This is a genomic window from Flavobacterium sediminis, from assembly GCF_003148385.1.
GTDB lineage: Bacteria > Bacteroidota > Bacteroidia > Flavobacteriales > Flavobacteriaceae > Flavobacterium > Flavobacterium sediminis.
Genome location: NZ_CP029463.1, coordinates 3,101,693 through 3,127,329 on the forward strand (window position 1 = coordinate 3,101,693; position 25,637 = coordinate 3,127,329).

The window sequence follows — 25,637 nt, forward strand, 5'->3', positions numbered from 1 at the left end:
ATATAAAAGGGAAGTTTTAAACTTCCCTTTTTTTTTATTTCTTATAACTTTTTAAGTAAAATCTTTTCCTGAGTGAACTGGTAAGCAGTGTCAAGGAAGTCGATCATTTGAGACCAGTTGGTAACAGGTTCATAATTGTGATTGTATTTCTTCGTTGCATGTATGGTTAATACATTTTCTTTTATTTCAGCAGTACTGATAAAAGAACCGGTAGCATTACTTACATTTTTGTTGAACTTGTCAATTCCGGAAACAGTATAACCGTCAGGTATTGTTAAGTTGATCGTATAATCAAAAGCTCTTGGAAAACTCATGTAAATATTATTGGTCCTGTCTTTTTCTTTGTCTTTAATATCTACTTGCGAATCAATTAATTTTCCCAACTCAATAATATAATTAGAACCCGCTTTTTTAATAAAGTTGTCTTTGATCTTGAAGCTTTCACTGAAAGAAAGAGGAGTGTCTTTTCCGAATCTTCCGGTATTGATGATTTTAAAACTCAAATCTTCTATTTTAGTCTCAAACTCTTTTTCAAGTTCCTCCTTAAATTTTTCAGTTTGCTTATCCTTTAACTTAGTTAATAAAGCGTCGTATTCTTTTTTATACTGTTCTTTTCTTTTTTTGTTTTTTACTAAGTCTAACAAAGGTGTTGTGCCGTATTTTTCATAATCTTCGTTAACATAGTCGTAAAAATTGATTTTACTTTTTTGTTCAAATTCTTTATTATGACCATAAAGGTCTGTTTGCTTTTCAATCTGAAGACTGCTGAAATTGTCAGTTAATTTAACATTAGTCACTGTAGCAGAATGATTATCAGTATTTGTGGAATGAGGAAGAGTAATTTCTTCTATATCCGTTACTTTTTTACTTTTAGCGACTTTAAGCGCATAAGCTTGTGTACCTTCAATTTCTGAATCAAATTGATTCGGTACACTGAAAGAGTCTAGTGAGCTCAAATAGATCGGATTAGGTGTATTTATTTTTAAAAGTACTTTCGCATTTTGCTGAATTAAAATATCCTTGATGGGACCATTTTCTCTTCCAGTAGCAATGATGATCTCATAATCAATTTTACTTTTCTTTAGATATTCCATGAAATAATTAATAAAATTTTCCTCAGTTCTAAAGAAAATAGGGTAGTCATACAAATTATAAGGATACGATATAATTTTAGCTTCATCAACTACAAAAGCCTCAATATAACGGGTGAAGTATTCATGTCTGATAAAGTAATAAACAGCCATTATCTTTTCTTCTTCTGAAGCAAATGTTTTTCCTTTCAAAAATTCGTTTACCGGTTTTAATTCCCCGTTAGGAGAAAATTTTGAATCATAATAATTAAAAATGTCTTCTTTTGTAACAACACTTTTTATAATGTTTTCTTTTTCCGGTAAGAAGGCATCTGCTCTTTTTTCAAATTTTCCGGAACGGGCAAAAAACACCTGAAATTTATAGCATGGCATTTCTACCAAAGGTAAGAACCATCTGGGGAAATCATTTTTTTCAATATCCTGAGCCACTAATTCATAGATTCGGTCATTACCTTTTTTAGTTTCTACTTTTTTCAAAGGAGGAGCTCCGTTATACGAATTGAAGTTTACAAAAAAGTCATTCTCTGTTTTAAAAAGAATTTTCAGGTTTAAAACCGGATAGTTTTCACCTAAAGTGGTTTCCACCGGTGCAAATCCGTATTCTAAGACGGAAACAAAAGGCTCAACAGTATGAAAATAATAATCAATAATATCACCCACCTCAAGGTTGGATATAGCAACTTTTGTAGAGCCGTCTTGTTTTACAGCCTCTTTATTTACATCGATTTCAATTTCTTTTCCATCCGGTTTGATGATTTTGACCCCTACAGTCACTTCACTGCTTTTTCTGTTGTAATAATAGGCTCCGCGATTAGAGATAAAGTTGGATTCAAAAGAAAATTCAGAAAATCGTTTAACAGCTGCCTGATCGAGTAATTTTATTCTTTTTCTGACAGAAGAAGTATAAGTTACTTTAGCCATGAACTTATGAAAGTCATAATTCTCATTTTTATAAATGATAACGGCCGATTCATTTTTGTATTTGTCGGGTACTGAGGTTACATTTTTGTACGGATCATCTGCTCCCCAATACAATTCTTTGATCTCATCGGCTTTTTGAGCATTTAGCATAATGCTCATCAGGCTAAAACATAATAAAAGGTATTTTTTCATGTAGTAAAATTATTTTGATAGTACGATTTGTTCTGAGTAAAGACTTGAGAGCTCTTTAAAATTTTTATTCCAGTTCTCAAAATCAGCTTTTCTGATTTTTCCGGAACTAAAGTCAAATATTTTGCGATAGATAATTTGATTTCCTTTGGTCTCAAAAGTCATTGAAATGGTATAATCATCACTTTTAAAAGATCTGTTTTCCGGTAATTTTGTTACTTTATATCCGTCAGGAATATTAAAAATAGTGGTAATGTCATCAAAAGGTTTAAAGCTGAATACAAAATCTTCCTCCCGGGTTTCAAAATCATAGCCTTTATATTCTTTACTGTAATCAAAATCGACATAGATCTCATTATCAAAAGAAGATACCTGATTTTTTAGGGTGCAATCATAATCAATGATCAGTTTAATGTCCCGGTTACTTAGATCAGATGTTTTAATAGTTGTAATAGCGTTGTTTTTGTCACCTCCGGACAAATACCAGTTAAGTGCATCTTCCTTTTTATCGTTTTTAATGTGGTTGTAAGCATATAAGAAAGAGGCTTTAGATTCGCCTGCTAATTCCTGATGTACATGCCCTACAAGGTCTTCATCAGCGATCGTATAAGTGATTGTTTTAGTCTCTTTGTTAAAAGCAGAAGGTTGGGTAGGAATTCTGTCAAGAATATACTGTTCTCCGTCTTCTATTAAAACCTGTTTACCTTGTATGCGATTAGCATATTCGCCTAATGAATTGTATTTCTCTGTACCATCCAGAAAATAGTGCTTTCCGTCTTTAAACCATGCACAAATCATGTGATTGTCTACAGAAAGTGAAGGCAGATCATAGCTATAGGCAATGTGATTGGTTCCTATCCAGCAAAGCCGGGCATCAAAACCGGCTTGTTTAAGCATTTGCTTAATTAAATTTGCCATACCCTTACAATCACCGTAGCGTTTAGTAAAAACATTATTGGATTCGTCAGGTTTAAAACCGGCTATACCGTCTTCAAATGCAATGTAGCGGATGTTGTCTTGTACCCAATAATAGATATTTTTTACTTTCTCTTCATCGGTCTTAGCATCTTTAGTCAATTCTTTAACTTTTTCAGCATAAACAGTAGGATCATCTTCCATAGAATCGATCAATGATTTATACCATTTATATAAGTCAGCTGTTTCATTAAACAGAGTTGTGGTTTCTTTCCCGTGCATAAATGATTTGGCAAGGAACAGTAGGTGAGGGTATAAATAACTTGGTCCGGGTTTGTTTTCTTCTTTTGCTCCCGGTTTCAGGTTCTTTATTACGTATTTGTAAGTAGTACTTTCAGCAGTCGAATTAACGGTTTTGGTAATATCATGTCCTTCAAAATTGAATTCTTTGATCTCTAAGTTCAACCATTTAGGAACCGTTATAACAACTTCTTTGTCGATTACCGGATATTCATCATTGAAATATAGTGTGGTAAAGTATTTTATATCATTTGTTTTCTTTTCCATATCGTAAAGGTAAGTATAGCCTTGAACCGGAAAATCCAACTGATAATATTTCACGCGTGCATCATTATAAAAAAGATCATTGCTCTTATAAAATTCATCAACAGGAAAAAAATTTGCTTTTCTACTGTTCTTAAATTTAATTGAGAAAGTATTGATCTCAGATTCACTGTCGTAGAATTCATATTTATGAATATCAGCTCTGCTGTTGATGTTCAGTAATCTTTCCGATACGGAATGGTTGACTTCTACTTTTTCATCGTTTCTGCTGGTAGCAAAAGTTACTTTTTCTGTACTTTTAAGGATAGCTACATCAGATTTGTCATAGATTGCTCTTAATTCCTGAGCTTTTTTTATTTCAGTAGGTGAAGGGTTAACTCCTTGTCCCCAAGTAAAGAGACCGGTTAATAGGAGCAAAGAAGTAATTTTTTTCATTTAACAATCATTTTTGCAATAGTAATGAAAAAAATACTTCCAAAAAACACTTTAAAAGGTAAAATTTATCTTTTAAATGAAAAGACTAGACTATTGAACAGCGATTACAGAGATTTCGATATTCACATTTTTAGGTAAACAAGCTACTTGTACTGTTTCTCTTGCCGGAGCGGTTTTTTCATCAAAATACTGACCGTAAACACCGTTTATTTTTGCAAAATTTCCCATATCGCTAATGAATATAGTGGATTTAATAACGTTTTCAAATGACATGCCCACTTCTTCTAAGATAGCTTTTAAATTTTGCATAACCTGTTCCGTTTCTATTTCAATAGAATCTAAAACTAACTCTCCGTTAGACGGATTTATGGCAATTTGACCTGAAGTGTATAACGTGTTACCTACTAATACTGCTTGATTATAAGGTCCGATAGGAGCTGGAGCTTTTTCAGTGTAAATGATCTTTTTCATATTTTTGAAGTAAATTATTATCTAAAAACTCTATCCGGTAGCTGACGTTTTTCCCATTTGATGTCGCTTAACATTGAAGAACTGATCCCGATAAAGAAGCCCCAATAAGTATTAGTGCCGAAAGGAACCCAGTTAAAGCTCATTCTCCAGCTTTCAAGATCGCGTTCAAACCTTAGTTGGGTAAAAGTAACACCTTTTTGCTTAAAGTCATAACCGGATGAAAAACCTACTTTCCATCTGGGGGCCAGTTCAACATTACCGGAAGCCATTAAGGAGTTGGAAGATATTTCGTTTTGACGGTTGTTGTTGCTATAAGTAACAGAGTAAGCAACCCTCAGATCCCAAGGAAGTTTTGTGTTGTACCATTCATAATCACCGCTGCTTCCTTCTTCTTCCTCATCTTTATTGAATAGACTCTGCCTGTTATCACTTAAATCAGATCCTGTTCCGAACAAATCATCTGTTCTTCCTCCGTTTAAGGCTGTTTGATTGTTCTTAGTATCATCACTTTTTTTATCACCGCCTTCTAAATCTTTACTGGAGAAGGAATAGTTCAATGTCATATTAGCGCTTGTCATTCTAAACAGACTTCCGCCGTTATCGATGTTAAAAGTATTGATTCTGGTTCCTGAATTATCAATAGCATAAGGATCTAAAGTCGTTGCAAAATTAACATTCATTTTTTGTTTGAAGAATTGTGTTCCCCCTGAAACTCGTAAAGGTGACCAAGCTAAAGAATCTGCAGCTAAATTGTAACTGGTAGAGAAATTTAAGTTATTTAAAAGCATAACTTTTTTAGGCTCGCCGGTTTTGCTTTCATCATCTCTTACTTTTGCTTCAAAAGTATTGTTCAAGGAAAAACCTAAGCTATTAGCATAAGTTCTGCCTGGAGCACCGAAGATGCTGTTTTCAAATTTGGTATATTCCAAATAGTTATTGCCTGTAGCATCAATAGCATAGGTATCATAGTATTTTTCAAAACTAGGGGTATAGCCCCATGAAACATTAGGACGCATAACATGTCGTATAGCCTGGATCTTCTTATCTTCACCAAAAGTAAACGTACCATAGATAGAAGTTCCTATTCCGGCGCTGAAATTGTAGGTTCTATACGCTTCAAAACCTTTGATATCTTCAGTAACAACAGCATTTTCTGTCGGGCTGAAACTCTTTTTGATCGTGTTTAATGTCCAAACTTCATTGTAATTAGCTGTTGTAGAGACACTAAAATACCTGAAAACTTTAAAGTTTGTACTTATAGGAATAGTATGTTGGAACCCTGTTTTAGCATCTCTGAACATCTGAGGTTTAAAAAACAACGAATCGTAAGTAGTAATTCTGTTTTCGCCTCTTAGATTATATTGTAAATTGATATTTTTTATGAAACCTTTTTTAGTTCCGTCTTTCGGAGCAAAAGGATAAACTCTGTCAACACTTAATTGAAGTGTCGGTAATGTCATATTGATTTGTTCGGTGTTTGTATTTTGATTGTGAGTAGCTGTAAGAGATAGGTTGACCTGAGGAACGGTCTGAAATGTCTTGGAATAAGAAATAGAGGAACTCAAGTTGTTGTTCAGACTGGAACCGACATTGACCATGTTTACGGACTGCCTGTAATATTGACTACTTCCTAAGTTCACAGAAGCTGAGAATCTCGAATTTGCAGCAGCTTTAGAGTCTTGACTATGACTCCATTGAATGTTATATTGTTTGGAAACGGCATAATCAGGAAGTCCTCTTTCACTCTGAATGTTGTTCTCAAATCTGAAATTCATTCTTCCGTTAAATTTATAACGCTTGGCATAACTACTTTCAAAACGTAGTCCATAACTACCGTTCGTATAATAATCACCTAATACGGCTAGATCATAATAATCACTTAACGCAAAATAATACCCGCCGTTCTGAAGGAAATATCCTTGTTGGTTAGATTGTCCCGGAGTAGGAAGGATAAACCCGGAAGTACTTTCATCAGTCATCGGGAAATAAGCAAAAGGTAACCCGATAGGGGTAGGCACATCAGCAATGACCATATTGGTTAAACCGGCAACTACTTTCTTTTTCGGTACAAATTTTACTTTTCGGATCAAAAAATAATATTCCGGATCGTCTATGTTCTTTGAAGTGGTAACTCTGGCATTTCTCATGAAATAAACAGAATCGTTTTCACGCTTAGAGATTTCTGCCTTTATGTTCATTTCTCCTTGTTTGGTACGTGAATTCCAAACCAAGGCTTTCTTTGTCTTGAAATTAAAGCGAATAGAATCGGGTTCTATGACATTGTTCCCTTGTTTAAATACAGGATACTGCGAATAATTTCCGGCACTGTCTTTTATTCTTCCGGCATATACTTCACTTTTATTATAATCCAAAACAATGATACCGGATTTTAATTCAATATCGGTGTAGTATAATTCAGCTTCATTATATAAGGTAAGTTGTTTGTTCTTCTGATCGAATTTTTCGTAATCTTTAGCGACACGTTTTACAATACCCTCTAAAGTAGGTTTCTTAGGTTTTACACTATCTTTTTTTATACTATCCTGAACGGTCTCGACCGTATCTTTTACATTAGCAAAAAAATCTTCGGAAACATGAATGGAATCAGCTGCTTTGATTTCTTGCGAAAAAAGAGCCTGGTTTCCCATTGTTAGAAAATATGCTAATAAAACGATATTAAATAACTTGTTATGCAATCCTATAAATAGTATTTTTGTAAAAAATTGGCTTGCTTTTTGCCGTGTCAAACTTACATATATTTTTTTGCAAAAATAAGCTTTTAATAAAATTATAACGAAGCTAGAAAAAACCTTAGGGCGTATGAAACGAAATATTGGAGTAAAAGTGTTGATTTTAATGTTGGTAACCAGCATGTTTCAATTTACAAACGCACAATACAAAAATAAATTTAAAATTGTTTTAGATGCCGGGCACGGCGGAAAAGATCCCGGAAACTCTTATCATGGCTATGTAGAAAAAAATATAGCATTAGCCACAACCTTACTCGTAGGAAAGTATTTGGATAAATATCCGGATATTGAAATCCTATATACCCGTAAGACGGATGTTTTCATTGAGCTCAAGGACAGACCCAAGTTAGCCAATGAAAATAATGCTGACTTATTTGTTTCTATTCACTGTAATTCAGTTAAAAATCTGGCACCTTTCGGAACGGAGACTTTCGTAATGGGACTGAATAGGAGTTCAACCAATTTGGAAGTGGCTAAACAGGAAAACTCTGTAATCTTATTAGAGAAGGACTATAAAGAAAAATATAACGGATTTGATCCTAATAAACCGGAAACCTTGATCGGATTAAAAATACTTCAGGAAGAATATTTAGATCAAAGTATTGCTTTAGCATCAATAATCGAAACAAAGTTTACTAAGAAGTTAAAAAGAAACAGCCGGGGAGTTAAACAATCGCCGTTGTGGGTACTGGATGCTTCTTATATGCCGAGTGTATTAATCGAATTAGGTTTTTTGTCAAATAAAACTGAAGGGTCTTATCTGAATTCGACTAAAGGAAAAGAAGAAATGGCTCAGGCAATTGTTGATGCAGTACTGGAATATAAAAAAGAATATTTTGATTCGTCTTCTTCTGAAAAGAGCAATACGGTACAAGAAGCGAATGACACTGTAAAAACAACAACTGTATCAAAGAAAGGAATTACGTTTAAAGTACAAATAGCAGCTAGCGGAAGAAAATTAGAAACGAGATCGTCTAATTTTAAAGGGCTGAAAAATATTTCGAGAGAGCAAAGCGGATCTTTATATAAATACTTTTACGGCAGCGAAGATAGTTACGATGAGGCTCAGGATCGTTTAAAAGAGGCGAAAGCAAAAGGCTATAGCACCGCTTTTATAGTAGCTTATAAAGACGGAGTAAAAATTAATATGTCGGATGCTATTAAATAAAATAAAGTTTTATTTTTGTTAAAAAATGAAGAGCTTTGCAATTAGAGCTCGTCTCGGTCGGCTTTTATATAGAAATGAGCAGTCCTGAATACCTGAAATTAGAGTTGTTTCTTCTTTCAGAAATATGAAAATCAAATTGGATGAAACTATCAAGAGAAATTAAAACGGCTATTTTAGTCATTTCTGCCATTTTATTGTTTATTTGGGGGTATAACTTTTTAAAAGGTAAAAACTTATTTGACACCAGTAAAAAATTATATGTAGTGTATGATTCGGTAGAAGGCTTAGAGCCTTCTTCATCTATACGTTTAAAAGGAGTAACCGTGGGTAGAGTTAATTCGTATGAATTTCTTGAAAACAGAAAAGTAGTAGTTGAAATGTCGATTACTTCAAATTATCCGATTTCTAAATCAAGTGTTGCTGAACTCAGAGGTACTTCACCGTTGGGAGGCAAAGAAATAATTATTGTAGCAAATGATCAGGATCCGGAGTTAGCCGAATCAGGGGATTATTTAAAAGCATCTTCTAAACTGGGTTTAACAGATGCTTTAGCTAAACAAATTGAACCGCTAAAAGATAAAATCGAAAGATTACTGGATAATGCTAATGTACTTTTTGCTAACTTTAATGAAGTTTTAGACGATAAAACTAAAAGTAATCTGAAAAATAGTATTGCTGAGTTAAATAAAACGATGACTCAGTTTAGTTCGGCTTCTAAAAGCTTGAATCAATTGTTGGCAGAGAATAAAATGAAATTAAACAGTACAGTAAGCAATTTAGATAAAACAACTGCAAATTTTGCCGTGTTATCTGATTCGTTATCAAAAGCTCATTTAGGAGAAACCGTTAAGAACTTAGAGAAAACCTTAGCAAACGTAGATAAGTTGATGAATGATATGGAGCAGGGTAAAGGTACAATGGGAAAATTAATGAAAGACGAAACTTTGTATACTAATTTCACCAAAACTTCTAAAGAACTGGAATTGTTACTACAAGACTTAAGACTTCATCCTACACGCTATATCAATGTGTCTGTTTTCGGAAAAAAGAACAAACCTTATGAAGCGCCGGAAGTAAACGAAAATAATGAACAAATCAATAATAAGTAAACACCTATGAGTTTTTTACCTAACATTCTTTTTGCAATTATTCTCTTTTTGGGAATCGGTTTTTTTGTAAAAAATGTCAAAAAGCTAATTCGTAATATCAAATTAGGTCAGGATATTGACCGAACTGATAATAGTTCTGCCAGATGGAAGAATATGGCAATGATCGCTCTTGGCCAATCAAAGATGGTGAAACGTCCGGTAGCCGGTTTTCTGCATATTTTAGTATATGTGGGTTTTGTGATCATCAATATTGAAGTTTTAGAAATTATTATAGACGGATTATTCGGAACACACAGAGTATTTTCCGTTTTAGGAGGGGTATATAATTTTCTGATCGGTTCTTTTGAAATTTTAGCATTGCTGGTTGTCGTAGCAGTAGTAACTTTCTGGATCAGAAGGAATATAATTAAGATCCAGCGTTTTTGGAAACCGGAAATGAAAGGTTGGCCTAAGAATGATGCTAATTATATCCTGTATTTTGAAGTAGTATTGATGTCCTTGTTTTTATTGATGAATGCTGCTGATTTCCATTTGCAACATGTAGCCGGAGGTTTCGGACATTACCATGAAGCAGGAAGTTTTCCTGTTTCCCAAATTATCGCTCCTATTTTTGACGGAATGGATAATAGTGCTGTTTTTATGATCGAAAGAGCTGCCTGGTGGTTGCATATCTGTGGTATTTTGGTATTCCTGAACTATTTATACTATTCAAAACACTTACATATCTTATTAGCATTCCCGAATACGTATTTTGCAAACCTGAATCCTTACGGACAGTTTGATAATCTGGAGAGTGTAACAAACGAAGTAAAAATGATGATGGATCCGAATGCTGATCCGTTTGCCGCTCCGGCTGATCCGGATGCTGTTCCTGCCAAGTTCGGTGCTTCTGATGTTCAGGATCTGAATTGGGTGCAATTGCTTAACGCTTACACCTGTACGGAATGTGGACGTTGTACATCCTCTTGTCCGGCTAATTTAACCGGTAAAAAATTATCTCCGCGTAAAATTATGATGGATACAAGAGACAGGCTGGAAGAAGTAGGGAAAAATATTGATGCTAATGGCGGTAAATTTGTAGATGACGGAAAGTCTTTGTTAAACGATTATATCACACCGGAAGAACTTTGGGCTTGTACGACATGTAATGCCTGTGTAGAAGAATGTCCTGTAAATATTAGCCCGTTGTCGATCATTGTTGAAATGCGTCGTTATTTAGTTATGGAGCAAAGTGCTGCTCCGATGGAATTAAATAATATGATGACCAATATTGAGAATAACGGTGCACCGTGGCCTTATAGCCAAATGGATCGTTTGAACTGGAAAAATGAATAAGTAAAGAATAACCAAATAGATAAGTTAAGATAGCAACTATCGATTCAAAATAGTAAAAGTATGTCAGAAAATTTAATTGTGCCTACAATGGCCGAAATGATGGCTGAAGGGAAACAACCTGAGATTTTATTTTGGGTTGGTTCTGCAGGTAGTTACGATGACAGAGCAAAGAAAATTACCAGAGCTTTTGTAAAAATATTGAATAAAGCAAATGTGAATTTTGCTGTTTTAGGAACTGAGGAAAGTTGTACCGGAGATGTGGCGAAAAGAGCAGGAAATGAATTTTTATTTCAAATGCAAGCTTTGATGAATATTGAATTACTCAACGCTTACGAAGTAAAAAAGATCGTAACCTGTGATCCTCATTCATTCAATTGTTTAAAAAACGAATATCCGAGTTTAGGCGGTAAATACGAAGTAATTCACCACACACAGTTCCTTCAGCAGTTATTGAAGGAAGGCCGCATAGATTTCAACAAGGAAACGTATAAAGGAAGCCGTATCACGTTCCACGATCCGTGTTATTTGGGAAGAGCGAACCAAGAATACGAAGCGCCAAGAGAAGTACTGTCTCAGACCAATGCTGAGATCGTAGAAATGAAGCGCAGTAAAAGTACTGCTCTATGCTGCGGAGCAGGAGGAGGCCAAATGTTTAAGGAACCAGAAAAAGGAGATATGGACATTAATGTGCTTAGAACTCAGGATGCACTTGAAACAAAGCCAAGCATCATTGCTACCGGATGTCCTTATTGCAATACGATGATGACAGACGGTGTGAAGTTCAGCGAAAAAGAAAGTAAAGTAAAGGTTTTAGATATAGCCGAAATAATTGCTAATGCCCAAGATTTATAAGTCATGTATGTACCTTTCGAATCTTTACCGCAACATTCTCGCATTTGGATCTATCAATCCAATAGAAAATTAACCGATGAGGAAGTAGCTGAAATAGCTTCGACAACTCAGGAATTTATCGAAAACTGGTCAGCTCACGGAAAAGGCTTAGAAGCTTCTTTTTTGATCAAATACAATCGATTCATCATTATTGCTGTTAATCAGGAAGTACAGTCGGCAACGGGTTGTTCTATAGATGCTTCAGTCGCTTTTATTCAAAGTTTGGAACAAAAGTATCAAATCGACCTTTTAGACAAAATGAACGTCACTTTTAAATTAGGAGAACATATTGCTCATAAGCCTTTGATTGAATTTAAAAAAATGGCAAAAGAAAAAGCAGTATCTGCTAATACTATAGTATTTAATAATCTGGTGAATACTATTGAGGAGTGGCAGGATTTTTGGGAAGTGCCGGCCGGGGAAAGTTGGCATAGCCGGTTTTTTAAGTAAAACTATAATCGAAAAAGAGCAAATTACTTTATTTTTTTAAACTCTCTCTTTATATAAACTGACATAAGTACTATGGATAGTGAGATCTTTTTGTTAAATATTTCGGGTCAGGATAAACCGGGGCTGACATCTTCTTTAACAGCCGTTTTAGCCTCTTACGGCGCCAAGATTTTAGATATCGGGCAAGCTAATATTCACAATACATTATCTTTAGGGATCCTTTTTCAGATCAAGTCAGGAAAAAAGTCAGCAGCAGTTTTAAAAGACTTGTTGTTTAAATCGTATGAGCTTGGTATCAAAGCTAAGTTTAAGCCTATCTCACTTGAAGATTATGAAAATTGGGTAAAACTACAAGGTAAAGATCGCTATATCATAACGCTTTTAGGCGAAAAATTAACAGCAGAACAAATATCAGAAGTAACCAAAGTTATTTCAGAAAAGAATCTGAATATTGATGCGATCAAGCGTTTAACAGGAAGAGCTTCTCTGATAAAAGAAGATGAATATCCCAGAGCATCCATACAATTATCCATTCGCGGAGCAATTCACAACAAAGCCGAATTTACAGAAAGATTCATGCAGATATCCAGAGAACTGGATGTAGATATCGCTTTTCAGGAAGATAATATTTTCCGTAGGAACAGACGTTTGGTTTGTTTCGATATGGATTCCACTTTGATACAGGCAGAGGTAATTGATGAACTGGCAGAACTGGCAGGTGTGGGCAAACAAGTAAAAGCTATTACAGAATCTGCCATGCAAGGCGAAATAGATTTTAAAGAAAGCTTTAAACAGCGTATGAAACTCTTAAAAGGCTTAAGTGAAGAAGTTTTGAAAGAAGTTGCCGTTAATTTACCTATAACAAAAGGAGCCAGAAGGTTGATTGGAACTTTAAAGGCTAATGGCTTTAAAACAGCAATACTTTCAGGAGGATTTACATATTTCGGTCATTATTTGCAAAAGGAATTAGGAATAGATTATGTTTTTGCAAATGAACTGGAAATAAAAGACGGAGTTTTAACAGGTGGTTATATCGGTGAAATAGTTGACGGGGAAAGAAAAGCCCAGTACCTGAAAGAATTAGCACAATTAGAAGGTATAGATATTAACCAAACCATAGCAGTTGGTGATGGTGCTAATGATTTGCCAATGATAAATTTAGCCGGATTAGGAATTGCTTTTCATGCTAAACCGAAAGTAAAAGACAATGCACAAAGCTCCATATCAAGCATCGGGTTAGACGGTGTATTGTACTTATTGGGGTACCACGACAGACATATAGACCTGGTAGATTAAAAGTCAAATAAGGGATAATTTCCGTAGTCGTTAACAACTTTCTTTATAAAATAAACGTAAAACACTTTATTTTAAAAAAGATAAATAGTAATTTGGCATAGATTTAGTTCTCATTAAAAAGAATCAAATTTTTATTTATGCGACAATTTTCAACACTACTTTTACTGGTAGTTTCAATACATATATCTTATTCTCAAACCAGAACCAATATTTCGTTACCCAACACATCTGATCTGCAAAAGAAATGGGTAGATAGTATTTACAATACAATGTCCTTTGAAGAAAAAGTAGGGCAGTTGTTTATGGTTGCGGCCTATTCCAATAAAAATGAAAGCCATTACAAAGATATTGATGATTTAATCGAAAACTATAAAGTGGGAGGACTGATCTTTTTTCAGGGCGGTCCGATTCGTCAGGCGCAATTAACAAATCGTTACCAACAAAAATCCAAAGTTCCTTTGTTCATCGGCATCGATGCTGAATGGGGATTAAGCATGCGTTTGGATTCTACATACCGTTATCCATGGAACATGACATTAGGAGCCATTCAGGATTATAATTTAATCCGGGAAATGGGAAAACAAATGGGGCGGCAGTCCAAACGAATGGGAATCCATTTTAATTTTGCTCCGGTTGTCGATATAAATACCAATCCTAAAAACCCGATCATCGGCAATCGTTCTTTCGGAGAAGATAAGGTCAATGTGACCAATGCGGCTGAAGCTTTAATGTTAGGTTTGCAAAGCGAAGGTGTTTTTGCTACGGCAAAACATTTTCCCGGACATGGTGATACCGAAACTGATTCTCATCAAACATTACCTTTGGTAAATTTTGACAGAGAAAGATTGGATAATATAGAATTGTATCCTTATAAAGAATTGATTAAAAATGGATTAGCCAGCATTATGGTGGCGCATTTGAATGTGCCGAGTTTAGAGCCGAGAGAAGGGTACCCCACATCTATTTCGTATGATGTGGTGACTAAATTGCTTAAAAAAGAGTTGAAATTCAACGGATTAATATTTACAGATGCCTTAAATATGAAAGGCGCTAGCAATTTCAAAGAACCCGGAGCTATTGACTTGGAGGCTTTTTTGGCCGGTAATGATGTATTGCTTTTTGCTGAAAATGTTCCGGTGGCTATTGAAAAATTTAAACAAGCACAAGCCGACGGAAGTCTTACTGAAGCAAGATTGGCCGAATCGGTAAAAAAGATTCTGGCTTATAAATACAAAGCCGGATTGAATAAATATAAACCTATTGAACTGGAAAATCTGTATAATGACCTGAATGCTCCCGAAAACGATGCTTTAAACTATCTGTTGTATGAAAATGCTCTGACTTTATTAAAGAATAAAGACAAGATAATACCGGTTAAACAACTGGAGAAAGAAAGAGTAGCGTATGTTAAACTAGGCGATGCCGAGGCTTCAGATTTTTTCGAAAAGTTGAATGACTATACAGAAGTAACTGAAATTAAAGGAACAAACTTAGATTCTGTTTTAGTGGATCTAAAGAATTATACTAAAGTGATTATTGGGTTCCACAAAGCTGACGGAGCCTGGAAAAATCATAATCTAAGCTTTAAAGAGCAAATGTGGATCAGTAAGATAGCAAAGCAAAATAAAGTTATCCTGACCTTTTTTACGAAACCTTATTCTTTATTAAAGATCAGTAATTTTGAAAATATTGAAGCAGTTCTTTTAGCGTACCAGAATAATTATTTCGGACAAACTGTTGCAGCAGAAGCAATTTTCGGAGGTATTGGCTGTAAAGGAAAAATCCCGGTTTCTATAAATGATAGTTTTTATACTAATGATGGTTTAACTACCACAGAAATGAACCGTTTGTCCTTTGCAAGCCCTGAGAATGTAGGAATGAATTCCAAAACCTTACAAAAAATAGATTCCATTGCTGCCTATGCCATAGCTCATGAAATGACGCCGGGAATTCAAGTATTGATAGCCCGAAAAGGGAAAGTGATATTTCAAAAATCGTATGGTTATCATACCTATGAAGATTTAGTTCCTGTAAAGAATACAGATCTGTATGATGTGGCTTCTTTGACTAAGATCTTAGCTACTTTGCCTAATGTGATGGTTCAGTTCGACAAAGGAAAATTGAAACTGGACACAAAGTTGAGTACAATGTTGCCATCCTTTAAAAATTCCAATAAAGCGAATGTAAAACTGGTTGATATGCTGACACATCAAGCCCGATTTCAGGCGTGGATCCCTTTTTATAAGGCTACTTTAGATTCTTTGGGTCAGCCTAGTGATAAATATTACAGAAAAACATATTCTAAAGAATTTTCTATTCAGGTCAGTGAAAATTTATTTTTACGAAAAGATTATCAGGATTCCATCGTTAAGATCATTGCAGACAGTGAATTATTACCCAGAGTGCAGTATAAGTACAGTGACTTTTCATTTATCTTAATGAAAGAATATTTAGAAAGAACAACCGGAAAAAAATTAGACAAGTTGGCTAAAGATAACTTTTATTCTATTTTAGGAGCTTACAGAATGACCTATAACCCTTTACACAAATTTGATGTAAGTGAAATTGTTCCGACGGAAAAAGATAACTATTACCGCTATACCACATTACAAGGTTATGTACACGACATGGGCGCAGCAATGCAAGGAGGAATAGGTGGTCATGCCGGTATTTTTGCAAATAGTATGGATGTAGCCAAAATGATGCAGATGTATCTTCAAAAAGGAAAATACGGGGGACATCAATTCTTTACCGAAGCTACGTTCAATAAATTCAATACCTGTTATTATTGTAAAGATGAGAACAGGAGAGGAGTAGGATTCGACAAACCGCAATTAGGGCGATCAGGGCCTACCTGTGGCTGTGTTTCCATGACCAGTTTCGGGCATACCGGATTTACGGGAACTATGGCTTGGGCCGATCCGGAACAGGAGATCGTTTATGTGTTCCTGTCTAACAGAACCTATCCGGAAGCTAAAGTAAATACGCTTTCCAGAGAAAATATCAGAGAGAATATTCAAGAAGTAATTTACCAATCAATAGAGCAATAAAAAATGAATATACCTGCTCAATCTGTTGAAGAATATTTAGAAAAGGCTCCGGCTGACAGAAAGGAAACTTTGGCAATGTTACGTCAGGTCATTCTGGATAATTTACCCGAAAATTTCAAAGAAGAGATCTCTTATGGAATGGTAGGTTATGTAGTGCCTCACGAAGTATATCCTAACGGGTATCATTGTAACCCTAAACTACCGTTGCCGTTTATGAGCTTTGCTTCGCAAAAGAACAGTATCAATTTTTATCACATGGGAATTTATGCTGATAAGGAATTATCAGATTGGTTTTTAAAGGAATATGCAAAATTTTCCGTTAAGAAGTTAGATATGGGAAAAAGCTGTATGCGGTTTAAGAAAGCTGAAGACATTCCGTTTGAACTGATCGGAAAATTAGTCCGTAAAGTCTCTGCACAACAATGGATTACCACGTATGAGGCCGCATTTAAAAAATAATTTAACGTATTTTTAAACCCGGAAATTGATATTTGGTTTACTTTTATAAGAAAAATTGATTTAAAAAGAATGAAAATTGCTATAGTTTGTTATCCTACATTTGGCGGAAGTGGAGTTGTAGCCACTGAATTAGGTTTAGAATTAGCCAAAAGAGGACACGAGATACATTTTATAACATACAGTCAGCCCGTTCGTTTGGCTTTGTTAAACCAAAATGTGTTCTATCACGAAGTTCACGTTCCCGAATATCCTTTATTTCATTACCAGCCTTACGAATTAGCCTTATCCAGTAAATTAGTCGATACCATTAAATTGTACGATATAGAATTATTGCATGTGCACTATGCAATTCCTCATGCTTATGCGGGTTATATGGCTAAGCAAATGCTGGCAGAAGAAGGAATTAAAATACCGATGATCACAACCTTGCACGGGACTGATATCACTCTGGTAGGGAAGCACCCTTTCTATAAACCTGCAGTGACTTTCAGTATCAACCAATCGGATGTTGTAACTAGTGTTTCCAAAAGCTTACGAGACGATACTTATCGTTTATTTGATATTAAAAAAGACATTCAGGTGGTACCGAATTTTATAGAGTTGGATAAAGAGCCTATTATTGATTCTGTACCTTGCTACCGTTCAGTTCTGGCGGCTAAAGAAGAGCGAATTATTACGCACATCTCTAACTTCAGAAAGGTAAAACGAATTGAAGATATTGTAAGGATTTTTTATAAGATACAGAAAGAAATTCCGGCGAAGTTGATGATGGTTGGAGACGGACCCGAGAAAGAGAAAGCCGAAATGTTATGCGAGGATCTCGGAATTCATAAAAAGGTTATTTTCTTTGGAAACAGCCACGAAATTGAAAAAATATTAGGTTATTCCGATCTGTTCCTTTTACCATCAGAAACAGAAAGTTTCGGTTTAGCGGCTTTAGAAGCAATGTCTTGCGGAGTTCCCGTGATTTCGAGTAATTCCGGAGGACTGCCGGAAGTAAATGAAGAAGGCTTCTCTGGGTATTTGAGCGATGTAGGCAATATTGATGAAATGAGTAAAAATGCCATAAAGATTTTAAAAGAAGACTCGGTTTTAGAGCAGTTCAAACACAACGCACTGGAAACTGCCAAGAAGTTTGACATAAAAAATATTTTGCCATTGTATGAAAAGATCTATTACGAGGCATTGAACCAGACGTATTCTGTTTAAAAAATATCAATTGCAATGAAGAAAATTTTATTTTTGATCGCTTTTATGACTTTGGTTTCCTGTAATACAACCAAGCAATTTACAGAAGGTACAGATTATACATATATTATCAAGAATAGTACCGGAGGAAACGAAAAAGCTTCGGTAGCAATCATTGATAATTATAATGACCTGATCAATGAAGTGGATAAATTAAACATTTCGGATGCCATTAGTGAGGCTTTATTGAATGTGGATTTAGAACAAAACAATGTTCTTGTTCTGCATTTAGGGCAAAGAAACTCAGGTGGGTATGGAATTGAAATTGATAAAATGTATGAGAAAAAGAATGTTTTATACATTAAAACAAAAGAAATAAAACCCGGAAAAGGGGATATGGTAACTATGGCACTAACCAATCCATTTACCATTGTTCTGATTCCTAAAAAAGAGGTGGTTATTGAGTGATGTTGTATGGTTGTCTATCATTCTTTTAAATATTTGTATCGAAAATTGAATTGAAAAATTTGTAACTTAGCGATTGAATTTAATACTTAATAGTAATGGCAAACAAATATGTAAACTTTATTTCTGATGAACATTTATTAACTTGTATAGAGAACTTGCATAAATCATATTTGAAAGCTAAAAAAAAGATTTCTAAAAAGAGTTTTTACACTAATAAAGTTGATACTATAAAGCTGACTTTTGACTCAAAATTTAATGATATAAAAGAAGATGATCTGATTCAATCTGAAATTCTTAGACAAATTGACAAATCGATAAATAACTCAATCGGAACATTTCATGAGCATATTTTAGGAGGAATTAAGGGTTACGAAGTTGGAAATTTGAGTGGCTTCGATATAAAAGCTGAAGATGATACACTTTTTGCCGACATTAAAAACAAGCATAATACGATGAATAGTAGTTCAGCTGAAGCCTTGTTTCAAAAATTAGCTCGCTATGCTGATGATTACAAGAAAGCAAGATGTTATTGGGTTCAGATTTTAGCAAAAGGAAGTTTCAATGAACATTGGAAAGGAGATATTAATGGAAAAGAATATAGCCATTCAAGAGTCTTTAAAATATCTGGGGATCAATTTTATGCTTTGCTTTCAGGGCAAGATGATGCACTTTTCCAATTATACAAAGCTTTACCAAAAGCAATTGAAGATTATTTAAAAAACTATAAATCTGAGAGTATTGTAAAAGAAAATTTAGCATTAGAAGAAATAACTTTTGAAACTGAAAAATCAAAGCGTTCAATTCTTGATCAAATTACTTTTGAGAATTATAGCTATTATTTAGGATTTGACAAGTTATAATATTCATTTAAGAATTTTATAATTGAATAACCTACTTCTCTACCTAAATTCACAGGAACAGCATTTCCAATTTGTTTGTATTGTTGTGCTATTGGTCCAGAAAATTGCCAATCGTCTGGGAAAGTCTGAATTCTCGCATATTCACGAACAGTAAATGGACGAGTTTCATCTGGATGACATCGTTCGGTTTGCTTTTGTGCTGGACTGCAAGTCAAAGTAAGACAAGGTTCATCCCAGCCAATTCTTCTTGCCATTCCAGTTTTTCCTCCTCCTAAATAAAAACTTGCGCCCATAAAATCTTTTTGAATTTCAACAGGTAAATCTCTCCAATAACCTTTTGGAGGAACCAAATCTAAAACAGATTTTTTGCTTTCGGGATATTTTGCTCCTGCTGATTTTGGAACATTTGTGTCAAATAAATCTCCTTTCTTTAAAGCATCTTTTAGATTATAAATTTTCTTGTAAGGTTTCGGATATTCATATTTTAAATTGATGTCTTTTCGGATACCAACTAAAATCAAACGTTCTCTTTTTTGTGGAACTTTATAATTGATGGCTTTTAAAACTTGTACTGGAGCAATATTATAACCAATTTCATCCAAAATGGAAATCATCCCTTGTAAAGTTTTTCCATTATCGTGGTTTAAAAGACCTTTGACATTTTCACCAATGCAAATTTTGGGATTTATTTCTTTGACAACTCGTGCAAATTCATAAAACAAAGTCCCTCTAGCATCCTCAAATCCTAATCTTTTGCCTGCATAACTGAATGCTTGACAAGGGAAACCACCTGTAACAACATCAACTTGATTATGATATTCTGAAAAATTGAAATTTTTAATATCCCCCTCTAAAATTTTCCAATTGGGACGATTTTTTCTCAAAGTTTCACAAGCATGTTTATCAATTTCATTAAGAGCTACACATTTTAAACCTGCCTTTTCCATTCCAACAGCCAAGCCCCCTGCACCAGCGAAAAGTTCCAAAACTTTATATTCCTTTTCAGCTTCAATAAAATTGGAAATTGTCTCTTGGACATCTTTTTGTAAAAACTCAGCGAACAAATTTTCAACTTCATCTTTTCTATAAACTCTATAATTACTCATTGGTTCACGAACAGCTGAAAGTTTTCCTTCTTCGTCCCAACGACGCAGAGTTTTTGTACTTTTATTAAGTAACTTTGCTGTTTCTGAAATAGTTAAATATTTTTTCATAACCAAATTATACAACATTAGACATTGGTTACAAATTTAATAAAAAATATTCCAAACTTCCAAAAACAAAATAACAAAAAGGAATGCTAGTTGGTATGGATTACAAGTAATAATAGTTCAATTTTGTTTCCATATATTTCTTTATAGACAGATATTGTTAGCTGTCATTCTAAAATCGGAATAAAAAAATACCGGTCTTAATCAAGCCGGTATTTTCATTTTTTATTTTTAAAAGAAAATTACTCTTCTGAAGATTCCTGCATCGTGTGGTATACATTCATCACATCGTCATCTTCTTCAATCTTTTCTAATAATTTTTCCACATCAGCTACTTCTTCAGGGCTAAGCTCTTTAGTAACTTGCGGAATTCGGTCAAATCCGGAAGAAAGAATTTCAAGACCTCTGTGCTCTAATTCTTTTTGAATGGCACCGAAACTTTCAAAAGGAGCATACATTACAATTCCGTCTTCATCAGCAAAGATCTCTTCTACACCGAAATCGATCATTTCTAATTCTAATTCCTCTACATCCTGACCTTCTGCCGGAATTCTGAAGTTACAAGTATGGTCAAACATAAATTCAACCGATCCTTGAGTACCTAAAGTACCGTTACATTTATTGAAATAACTTCTGATGTTAGCAACCGTTCTGTTGTTATTGTCAGTAGCCGTTTCAATCAAAATGGCAATACCGTGCGGTGCATAACCTTCAAACAAAACTTCTTTATAATTAGCAGTATCTTTATCAGATGCTTTTTTAATAGCTCTTTCAACATTGTCTTTAGGCATGTTAGCCGCCTTGGCATTTTGAATAACAGCTCTTAATCTGGAATTTGTTTCAGGATTTGGTCCACCTTCTTTAACAGCAATAACGATATCTTTACCAATTCTTGTAAACGTTTTAGCCATTGCCGACCAACGTTTCATTTTACGTGCTTTTCTAAATTCAAAGGCTCTTCCCATTTCTAATGTTTTATTTTGTCAGGCAAATTTAGTAATTCCTTAAAAAAATAAAAAAATGTTTATCTTTTTTTGTGCTCTAAGTTTTTGTAATATATTTACTGCCGTAAAAAATACATTATGAGAAAACTACTTGTAACAGGTTTAGTATTGTTTAGTGCTGCATTCTATGCACAAAAGAGAGAGAAAGGTGCTATAGAATTAACGCCGAAGATCGGTTATGCTTCATCAAATTATTACAGCGATGAAGACATCAGTAATTCAGCATTGTCAAGCGTTAATATAGGAGCAGACGCAGATTTCTTTTTTAATAACCGTTGGAGTATACGTTCAGGCTTGTTTTACCAAACTATGGGAAGTAAGTATAGAGGGTACATGGGAAATAGTGTAGGAACGATAAAAGAGAAATTGCATTACCTGACAGTTCCTGTAAATGCAAACTGGCATTTCGGTAGTACTCGTAAGTGGAACTTGAATTTTGGTCCTAGTTTCGGTTTCTTAACAGCAGCAGGGATCAATGATTTTGATGTAAAAGATCAGGTTAATTCATTCCAATTAGGATTAAACTATGGAATCGGATATAAAATTGAAGTTAATGAAAGTTTTAGTATTCTGATCGATTATCAGGGAATGACAGGTTTAACGGAAGTTCCTAAAGATGCTCCTTATACATTAAAAAACACATACAGCACATTTAATATAGGTGCTGTTCTTAAGTTGTAATCTTTGTAAAAAATAGATAAAAAAAGCGTTTTAGATTTCTAAAACGCTTTTTTTATGACTTTTATTCACTCGGAACGTGTTTGGAAATGTATTGCTCTCCGGTTACATTCCATTTATTGATATAGGTATTCCGCATGTTGGTCACATCAGAGTTGGCTTTGTTGTAATCATTTATTTTATGATTGATCTCTTTGACCATTTGGTTATAGTTGTCTAGTTCTTCTTTAGTTCTTTCCTTTTCTGATTTTCGTTCCAAGGATACTTTTGCATCTTCAAACTTAGCATTGAACGTATAAAAATCAATCATTTTAGGAGCGTATTCGGAAGCTATTTTTTGATACATTTCCATACATTTTATGGTTTCGTTAGCTAAGGTTTTGTCGCCTTCTATAGGTGCAAACTCAGTTATTTTAGCTATGCCTTCTTCTGCATATTGTTGCAAGGCATTAGCATTTTGCTGAATGGCAGCAATGTCTTTGTTTTTTATAGAGCTGTCTAATAAAACATCGGTGTAATTACACTTAAAGAAAATCAGGTATAGATTGCTGTGGTACTTAAAGACATCTCCGGAGATCTTCATCTTCTTTTCAATATCAGTATCTTCTGCAGATTCAAGCAGATTAACTTTATATTTAGCAGCAAAAGCCTGTTGGGCAGCATCTAATTTTTCATGTTCCGCATCGATCTTGTCGTTAACTAATTCCCGGGTTGTAATGTAAGCTTCCATGTAATCATACGACTGTTCCGCTATTTCCTGTAAATCAATGATCTTAGCGTATTCTTCTTTGATCATTAACTCAGAAAAACTAAAATAGTCAATAACCTGATCTCGAAACTCAAGATCGCCGTTAAAACCATTTGTATTCTTTTCTAAAGTAGCTTTTGCCGTTTGAATGGTTTTGATGAGATTTTTTCTGACGTTATCAATGCGTTTGGCACTTTTAGAGTGGGCAACGGTTTTAGTATATTTCCACATTTCTTTGGAAATCGGTTTTTCAATTTTACTGACGTACGTCAGATATTCTCCGGCATCTTTAAATTCCTGAGCCGAAAGAAGCTGTGTCATGCTGATCAATGACACAAAGAATAGAACTATTTTCATGTTTATTTGGTATTTAGTTCAACTAAAATTTTAGCTGATTCTAAGATATCAAAATTTCGTTTAAGTTGTTCAATTCTTTTGTTTGAAATTTCATTCAATACGGTATCGAACTTTAATTTTTCGAGATCAGTAGAAGTAGGAGTGATGGTTGAAACGTAAGTTTGGCTTGCTATACCTTTGAAAGAATCAAAAACGGCATCGTGCTTGTGCACATAATTGAATACTCCGTCAATAGTCAATGTGATCTTCTCTGAGGTGTTTTTTTTGAAAATGGTATTGAAATAATCTTGATAATTAGTGACCGTTTGATAGTATTGACTGGCAGTTACTCTTTTTTGACTGTTCGCAGCGATTTTAGAAAAGTTGGTATGTAACGGCTGAAAACGGGTTTTATTTTCAATAGAATCGTTTGGTAAAGCATTGTCCAGTTTGTCCTCTTTCTTACTGAAAGTATCGAAGATATCAGGAATTTCGACATCGGGCAATAATCCTGTTTTTTGATTGCTTTTTCCGGTTACTCTATAGAATTTTTCAGTAGTGATTTTAACATAATCTGTTACAGTTGAAGTAGAATCCAGTGGGAAAATTTGCTGCATGGTTGCTTTGCCGAAAGTTTTACTACCCACAAGTAAAGCCCTTTTGTAATCCTGCATGGCATTGGCAAAAAATTCGCTTCCTGAAGCCGAATTTCCGTTTACCAATACGATCATAGGTCCTCTGTAAAAAGAGCCTCTGTTAACGTCTCTGAGCAGCATATTGTTACCGTTCTTTTGGGTCATGACAGCAACCGGACCAATGTCTATAAACATTCCGCTTAATTTTATGGCTTCATTGATATCACCTCCGCCATTATTTTTCAGATCGATGATCAATCCTTGTATGTTATCTTTTTTCAGGTTTAAAAGTTCTATAGCTACGTCGTTAGTCATTGTATTACTACCATTCTCATCTGTATAGAAACTAGGGATATTAAGGTAGCCTAATTTTTTGCCTTCATAATCCATAACATAGCTGTAGCATTTGTTTTGAATGGATTTGATATTTTTTTTAACCAATTGGACTTCGTAGGTAGTACCATCCTTTTTTTCAAATGAAAAAAGTAAATTTTTAAATTCTTGGGATTGTAAATAATTCTGAATGATATCAAAAGTAGAGCAGTTGGCGAAAACTTCATCACCATTCATCGTTTTTACTTTTACCAATTTATCAAATGGTTCAATGGCATCACTGTCAAAGGCAGAGCTTCCGGGAATAATCTCCGCAACATAGAACTCATTACTGTTGTTAATAGCAAAGTGCAATCCGAATGAAGCATTGTCCTCGCTTACGCCATTTAAAAAAGTGGTTCTGTCATTTTGAGACAGATAAGTCGTATGCGGATCAAAGTACTGACTGAAAGCTTTTAAGAACAAATCTTCAATTTCCGTTGAAAAAGTATCAGGAGTTGCCATTTTGTGTTCGCCTAAGCAATAATATTCTTCAAAAGTTTGTTTTTTGTATTGCTTTTGTAGCTGAGCAAAGTTTAAAACAATAGAATCTTTGTTTTTGGAAGTTTGTGCAATTTCGTAAAGAATATCAAAAATGATCTTTTTCTTTAAAAGATTCTTGATTTCATTTTCGGTTGTAAGATATTCAAACTTTTTATTGGAAAATTCAATAGTTTGAGTGACATTAACACTGGAAATTTCTTTTTCAATGGCTTTGATCATTGCTATTTTTCGGCTGATACCGTTTTGCAATATTTGTTCAAAATCTTTGATAAAGTTACAGTTCCCTTCTAAAATGTAATCGTCAATCTTGAGTCGGTGCCGACTTAAACGATCGTATTCACTTTTTGTTAAAACAAATCGGGGAGTGTCAAAGTTATTGATGACAGTATTAAAAACATAAACCGATAGACTGTCATCTATCGGTTTAGGCTGATAATGTTGCGTTTGAATCAAATTTTTAATAGCCGTAACTTTTTTACAAAAATTTTCTTGTGTAAAACTTAAAAGAGAGTGTAAAAAAAGTCCAACTAGTAAAATTC

Annotated in this window: 20 protein-coding genes; 12 read left to right on the forward strand and 8 right to left on the reverse strand. The window is 34.4% G+C overall.

Features of this window, described 5'->3' with window-relative positions; genetic code table 11:
* Positions 1-41: 41 nt before the first annotated feature.
* The 4 genes from DI487_RS14405 to DI487_RS14420 all read right to left on the reverse strand — a co-directional run bounded on the left by DI487_RS14405 (position 42) and on the right by DI487_RS14420 (position 7,234).
* Positions 42-2,204, reverse strand: a complete 2,163-nt coding sequence (locus DI487_RS14405) for a DUF3857 domain-containing protein (RefSeq protein WP_109570261.1) — start codon at positions 2,202-2,204, stop codon at positions 42-44.
* A 9-nt stretch (positions 2,205-2,213) separates the two neighbouring features.
* Positions 2,214-4,115, reverse strand: coding sequence for a transglutaminase-like domain-containing protein (locus tag DI487_RS14410; RefSeq protein WP_109570262.1), 1,902 nt, complete (start codon positions 4,113-4,115; stop codon positions 2,214-2,216).
* 90 nt (positions 4,116-4,205) lie between these two features.
* Complete coding sequence (locus DI487_RS14415; protein WP_109570263.1) at positions 4,206-4,586, reverse strand: RidA family protein; 381 nt, start codon at positions 4,584-4,586, stop codon at positions 4,206-4,208.
* Positions 4,587-4,603: 17 nt separating this feature from the next.
* Positions 4,604-7,234, reverse strand: coding sequence for a putative LPS assembly protein LptD (locus tag DI487_RS14420; protein ID WP_245896432.1), 2,631 nt, complete (start codon positions 7,232-7,234; stop codon positions 4,604-4,606).
* A gap of 172 nt (positions 7,235-7,406) precedes the next feature.
* On the opposite strand from DI487_RS14420, the gene DI487_RS14425 reads away from it, so the two are divergent.
* The 11 genes from DI487_RS14425 to DI487_RS14475 all read left to right on the forward strand — a co-directional run bounded on the left by DI487_RS14425 (position 7,407) and on the right by DI487_RS14475 (position 19,610).
* Positions 7,407-8,504, forward strand: a complete 1,098-nt coding sequence (locus DI487_RS14425) for an N-acetylmuramoyl-L-alanine amidase (protein WP_109570264.1) — start codon at positions 7,407-7,409, stop codon at positions 8,502-8,504.
* Positions 8,505-8,644: 140 nt separating this feature from the next.
* Entirely contained in the window at positions 8,645-9,613 is a 969-nt protein-coding gene (locus DI487_RS14430) for an MlaD family protein (RefSeq protein ID WP_109570265.1), read from the forward strand.
* Positions 9,614-9,619: 6 nt separating this feature from the next.
* Complete coding sequence (locus DI487_RS14435; RefSeq protein WP_109570266.1) at positions 9,620-10,948, forward strand: (Fe-S)-binding protein; 1,329 nt, start codon at positions 9,620-9,622, stop codon at positions 10,946-10,948.
* 60 nt (positions 10,949-11,008) lie between these two features.
* Positions 11,009-11,800, forward strand: a complete 792-nt coding sequence (locus tag DI487_RS14440; RefSeq protein WP_109570267.1) for a (Fe-S)-binding protein — start codon at positions 11,009-11,011, stop codon at positions 11,798-11,800.
* A gap of 3 nt (positions 11,801-11,803) precedes the next feature.
* Complete coding sequence (locus DI487_RS14445) at positions 11,804-12,289, forward strand: ABC transporter ATPase (RefSeq protein WP_109570268.1); 486 nt, start codon at positions 11,804-11,806, stop codon at positions 12,287-12,289.
* A gap of 72 nt (positions 12,290-12,361) precedes the next feature.
* A complete protein-coding gene (gene serB / locus DI487_RS14450; RefSeq protein WP_109570269.1) occupies positions 12,362-13,585 on the forward strand; it encodes a phosphoserine phosphatase SerB in 1,224 nt (407 codons plus the stop codon).
* Between the two features lie 137 nt (positions 13,586-13,722).
* Positions 13,723-16,635: a glycoside hydrolase family 3 N-terminal domain-containing protein gene (locus DI487_RS14455; RefSeq protein WP_109570270.1), complete on the forward strand. Its 2,913-nt coding sequence runs from the start codon at positions 13,723-13,725 to the stop codon at positions 16,633-16,635.
* Positions 16,636-16,638: 3 nt separating this feature from the next.
* Positions 16,639-17,094: a DUF1801 domain-containing protein gene (locus DI487_RS14460; protein WP_109570271.1), complete on the forward strand. Its 456-nt coding sequence runs from the start codon at positions 16,639-16,641 to the stop codon at positions 17,092-17,094.
* 69 nt (positions 17,095-17,163) lie between these two features.
* Positions 17,164-18,303 (forward strand): N-acetyl-alpha-D-glucosaminyl L-malate synthase BshA, encoded by a 1,140-nt coding sequence (gene bshA / locus DI487_RS14465; RefSeq protein ID WP_109570272.1) that lies wholly within the window; start codon positions 17,164-17,166, stop codon positions 18,301-18,303.
* 15 nt (positions 18,304-18,318) lie between these two features.
* Complete coding sequence (locus DI487_RS14470) at positions 18,319-18,750, forward strand: protease complex subunit PrcB family protein (protein WP_109570273.1); 432 nt, start codon at positions 18,319-18,321, stop codon at positions 18,748-18,750.
* A 95-nt stretch (positions 18,751-18,845) separates the two neighbouring features.
* The gene (locus DI487_RS14475) at positions 18,846-19,610 is read left to right on the forward strand and encodes an Eco47II family restriction endonuclease (protein WP_109570274.1); all 765 of its coding nucleotides are present in this window, start codon (positions 18,846-18,848) and stop codon (positions 19,608-19,610) included.
* Here the strand turns inward: DI487_RS14475 and dcm are convergent.
* Both dcm and DI487_RS14485 read right to left on the reverse strand, forming a co-directional pair.
* A complete protein-coding gene (gene dcm, locus DI487_RS14480) occupies positions 19,586-20,824 on the reverse strand; it encodes a DNA (cytosine-5-)-methyltransferase (RefSeq protein WP_109570697.1) in 1,239 nt (412 codons plus the stop codon). The two genes, DI487_RS14475 and dcm, sit on opposite strands and share 25 nt — an antisense overlap.
* 239 nt (positions 20,825-21,063) lie before the next feature.
* Positions 21,064-21,786: a YebC/PmpR family DNA-binding transcriptional regulator gene (locus tag DI487_RS14485; protein WP_109570275.1), complete on the reverse strand. Its 723-nt coding sequence runs from the start codon at positions 21,784-21,786 to the stop codon at positions 21,064-21,066.
* Positions 21,787-21,903: 117 nt separating this feature from the next.
* On the opposite strand from DI487_RS14485, the gene DI487_RS14490 reads away from it, so the two are divergent.
* Entirely contained in the window at positions 21,904-22,506 is a 603-nt protein-coding gene (locus tag DI487_RS14490) for a porin family protein (RefSeq protein WP_109570276.1), read from the forward strand.
* Between the two features lie 61 nt (positions 22,507-22,567).
* Here the strand turns inward: DI487_RS14490 and DI487_RS14495 are convergent, their stop codons facing one another.
* The gene (locus tag DI487_RS14495; RefSeq protein ID WP_146193486.1) at positions 22,568-23,608 is read right to left on the reverse strand and encodes an LIC11966 family surface protein; all 1,041 of its coding nucleotides are present in this window, start codon (positions 23,606-23,608) and stop codon (positions 22,568-22,570) included.
* Positions 23,609-23,610: 2 nt separating this feature from the next.
* Positions 23,611-25,551 (reverse strand): S41 family peptidase, encoded by a 1,941-nt coding sequence (locus DI487_RS14500; protein ID WP_170108219.1) that lies wholly within the window; start codon positions 25,549-25,551, stop codon positions 23,611-23,613.
* Positions 25,552-25,637: the final 86 nt, after the last annotated feature.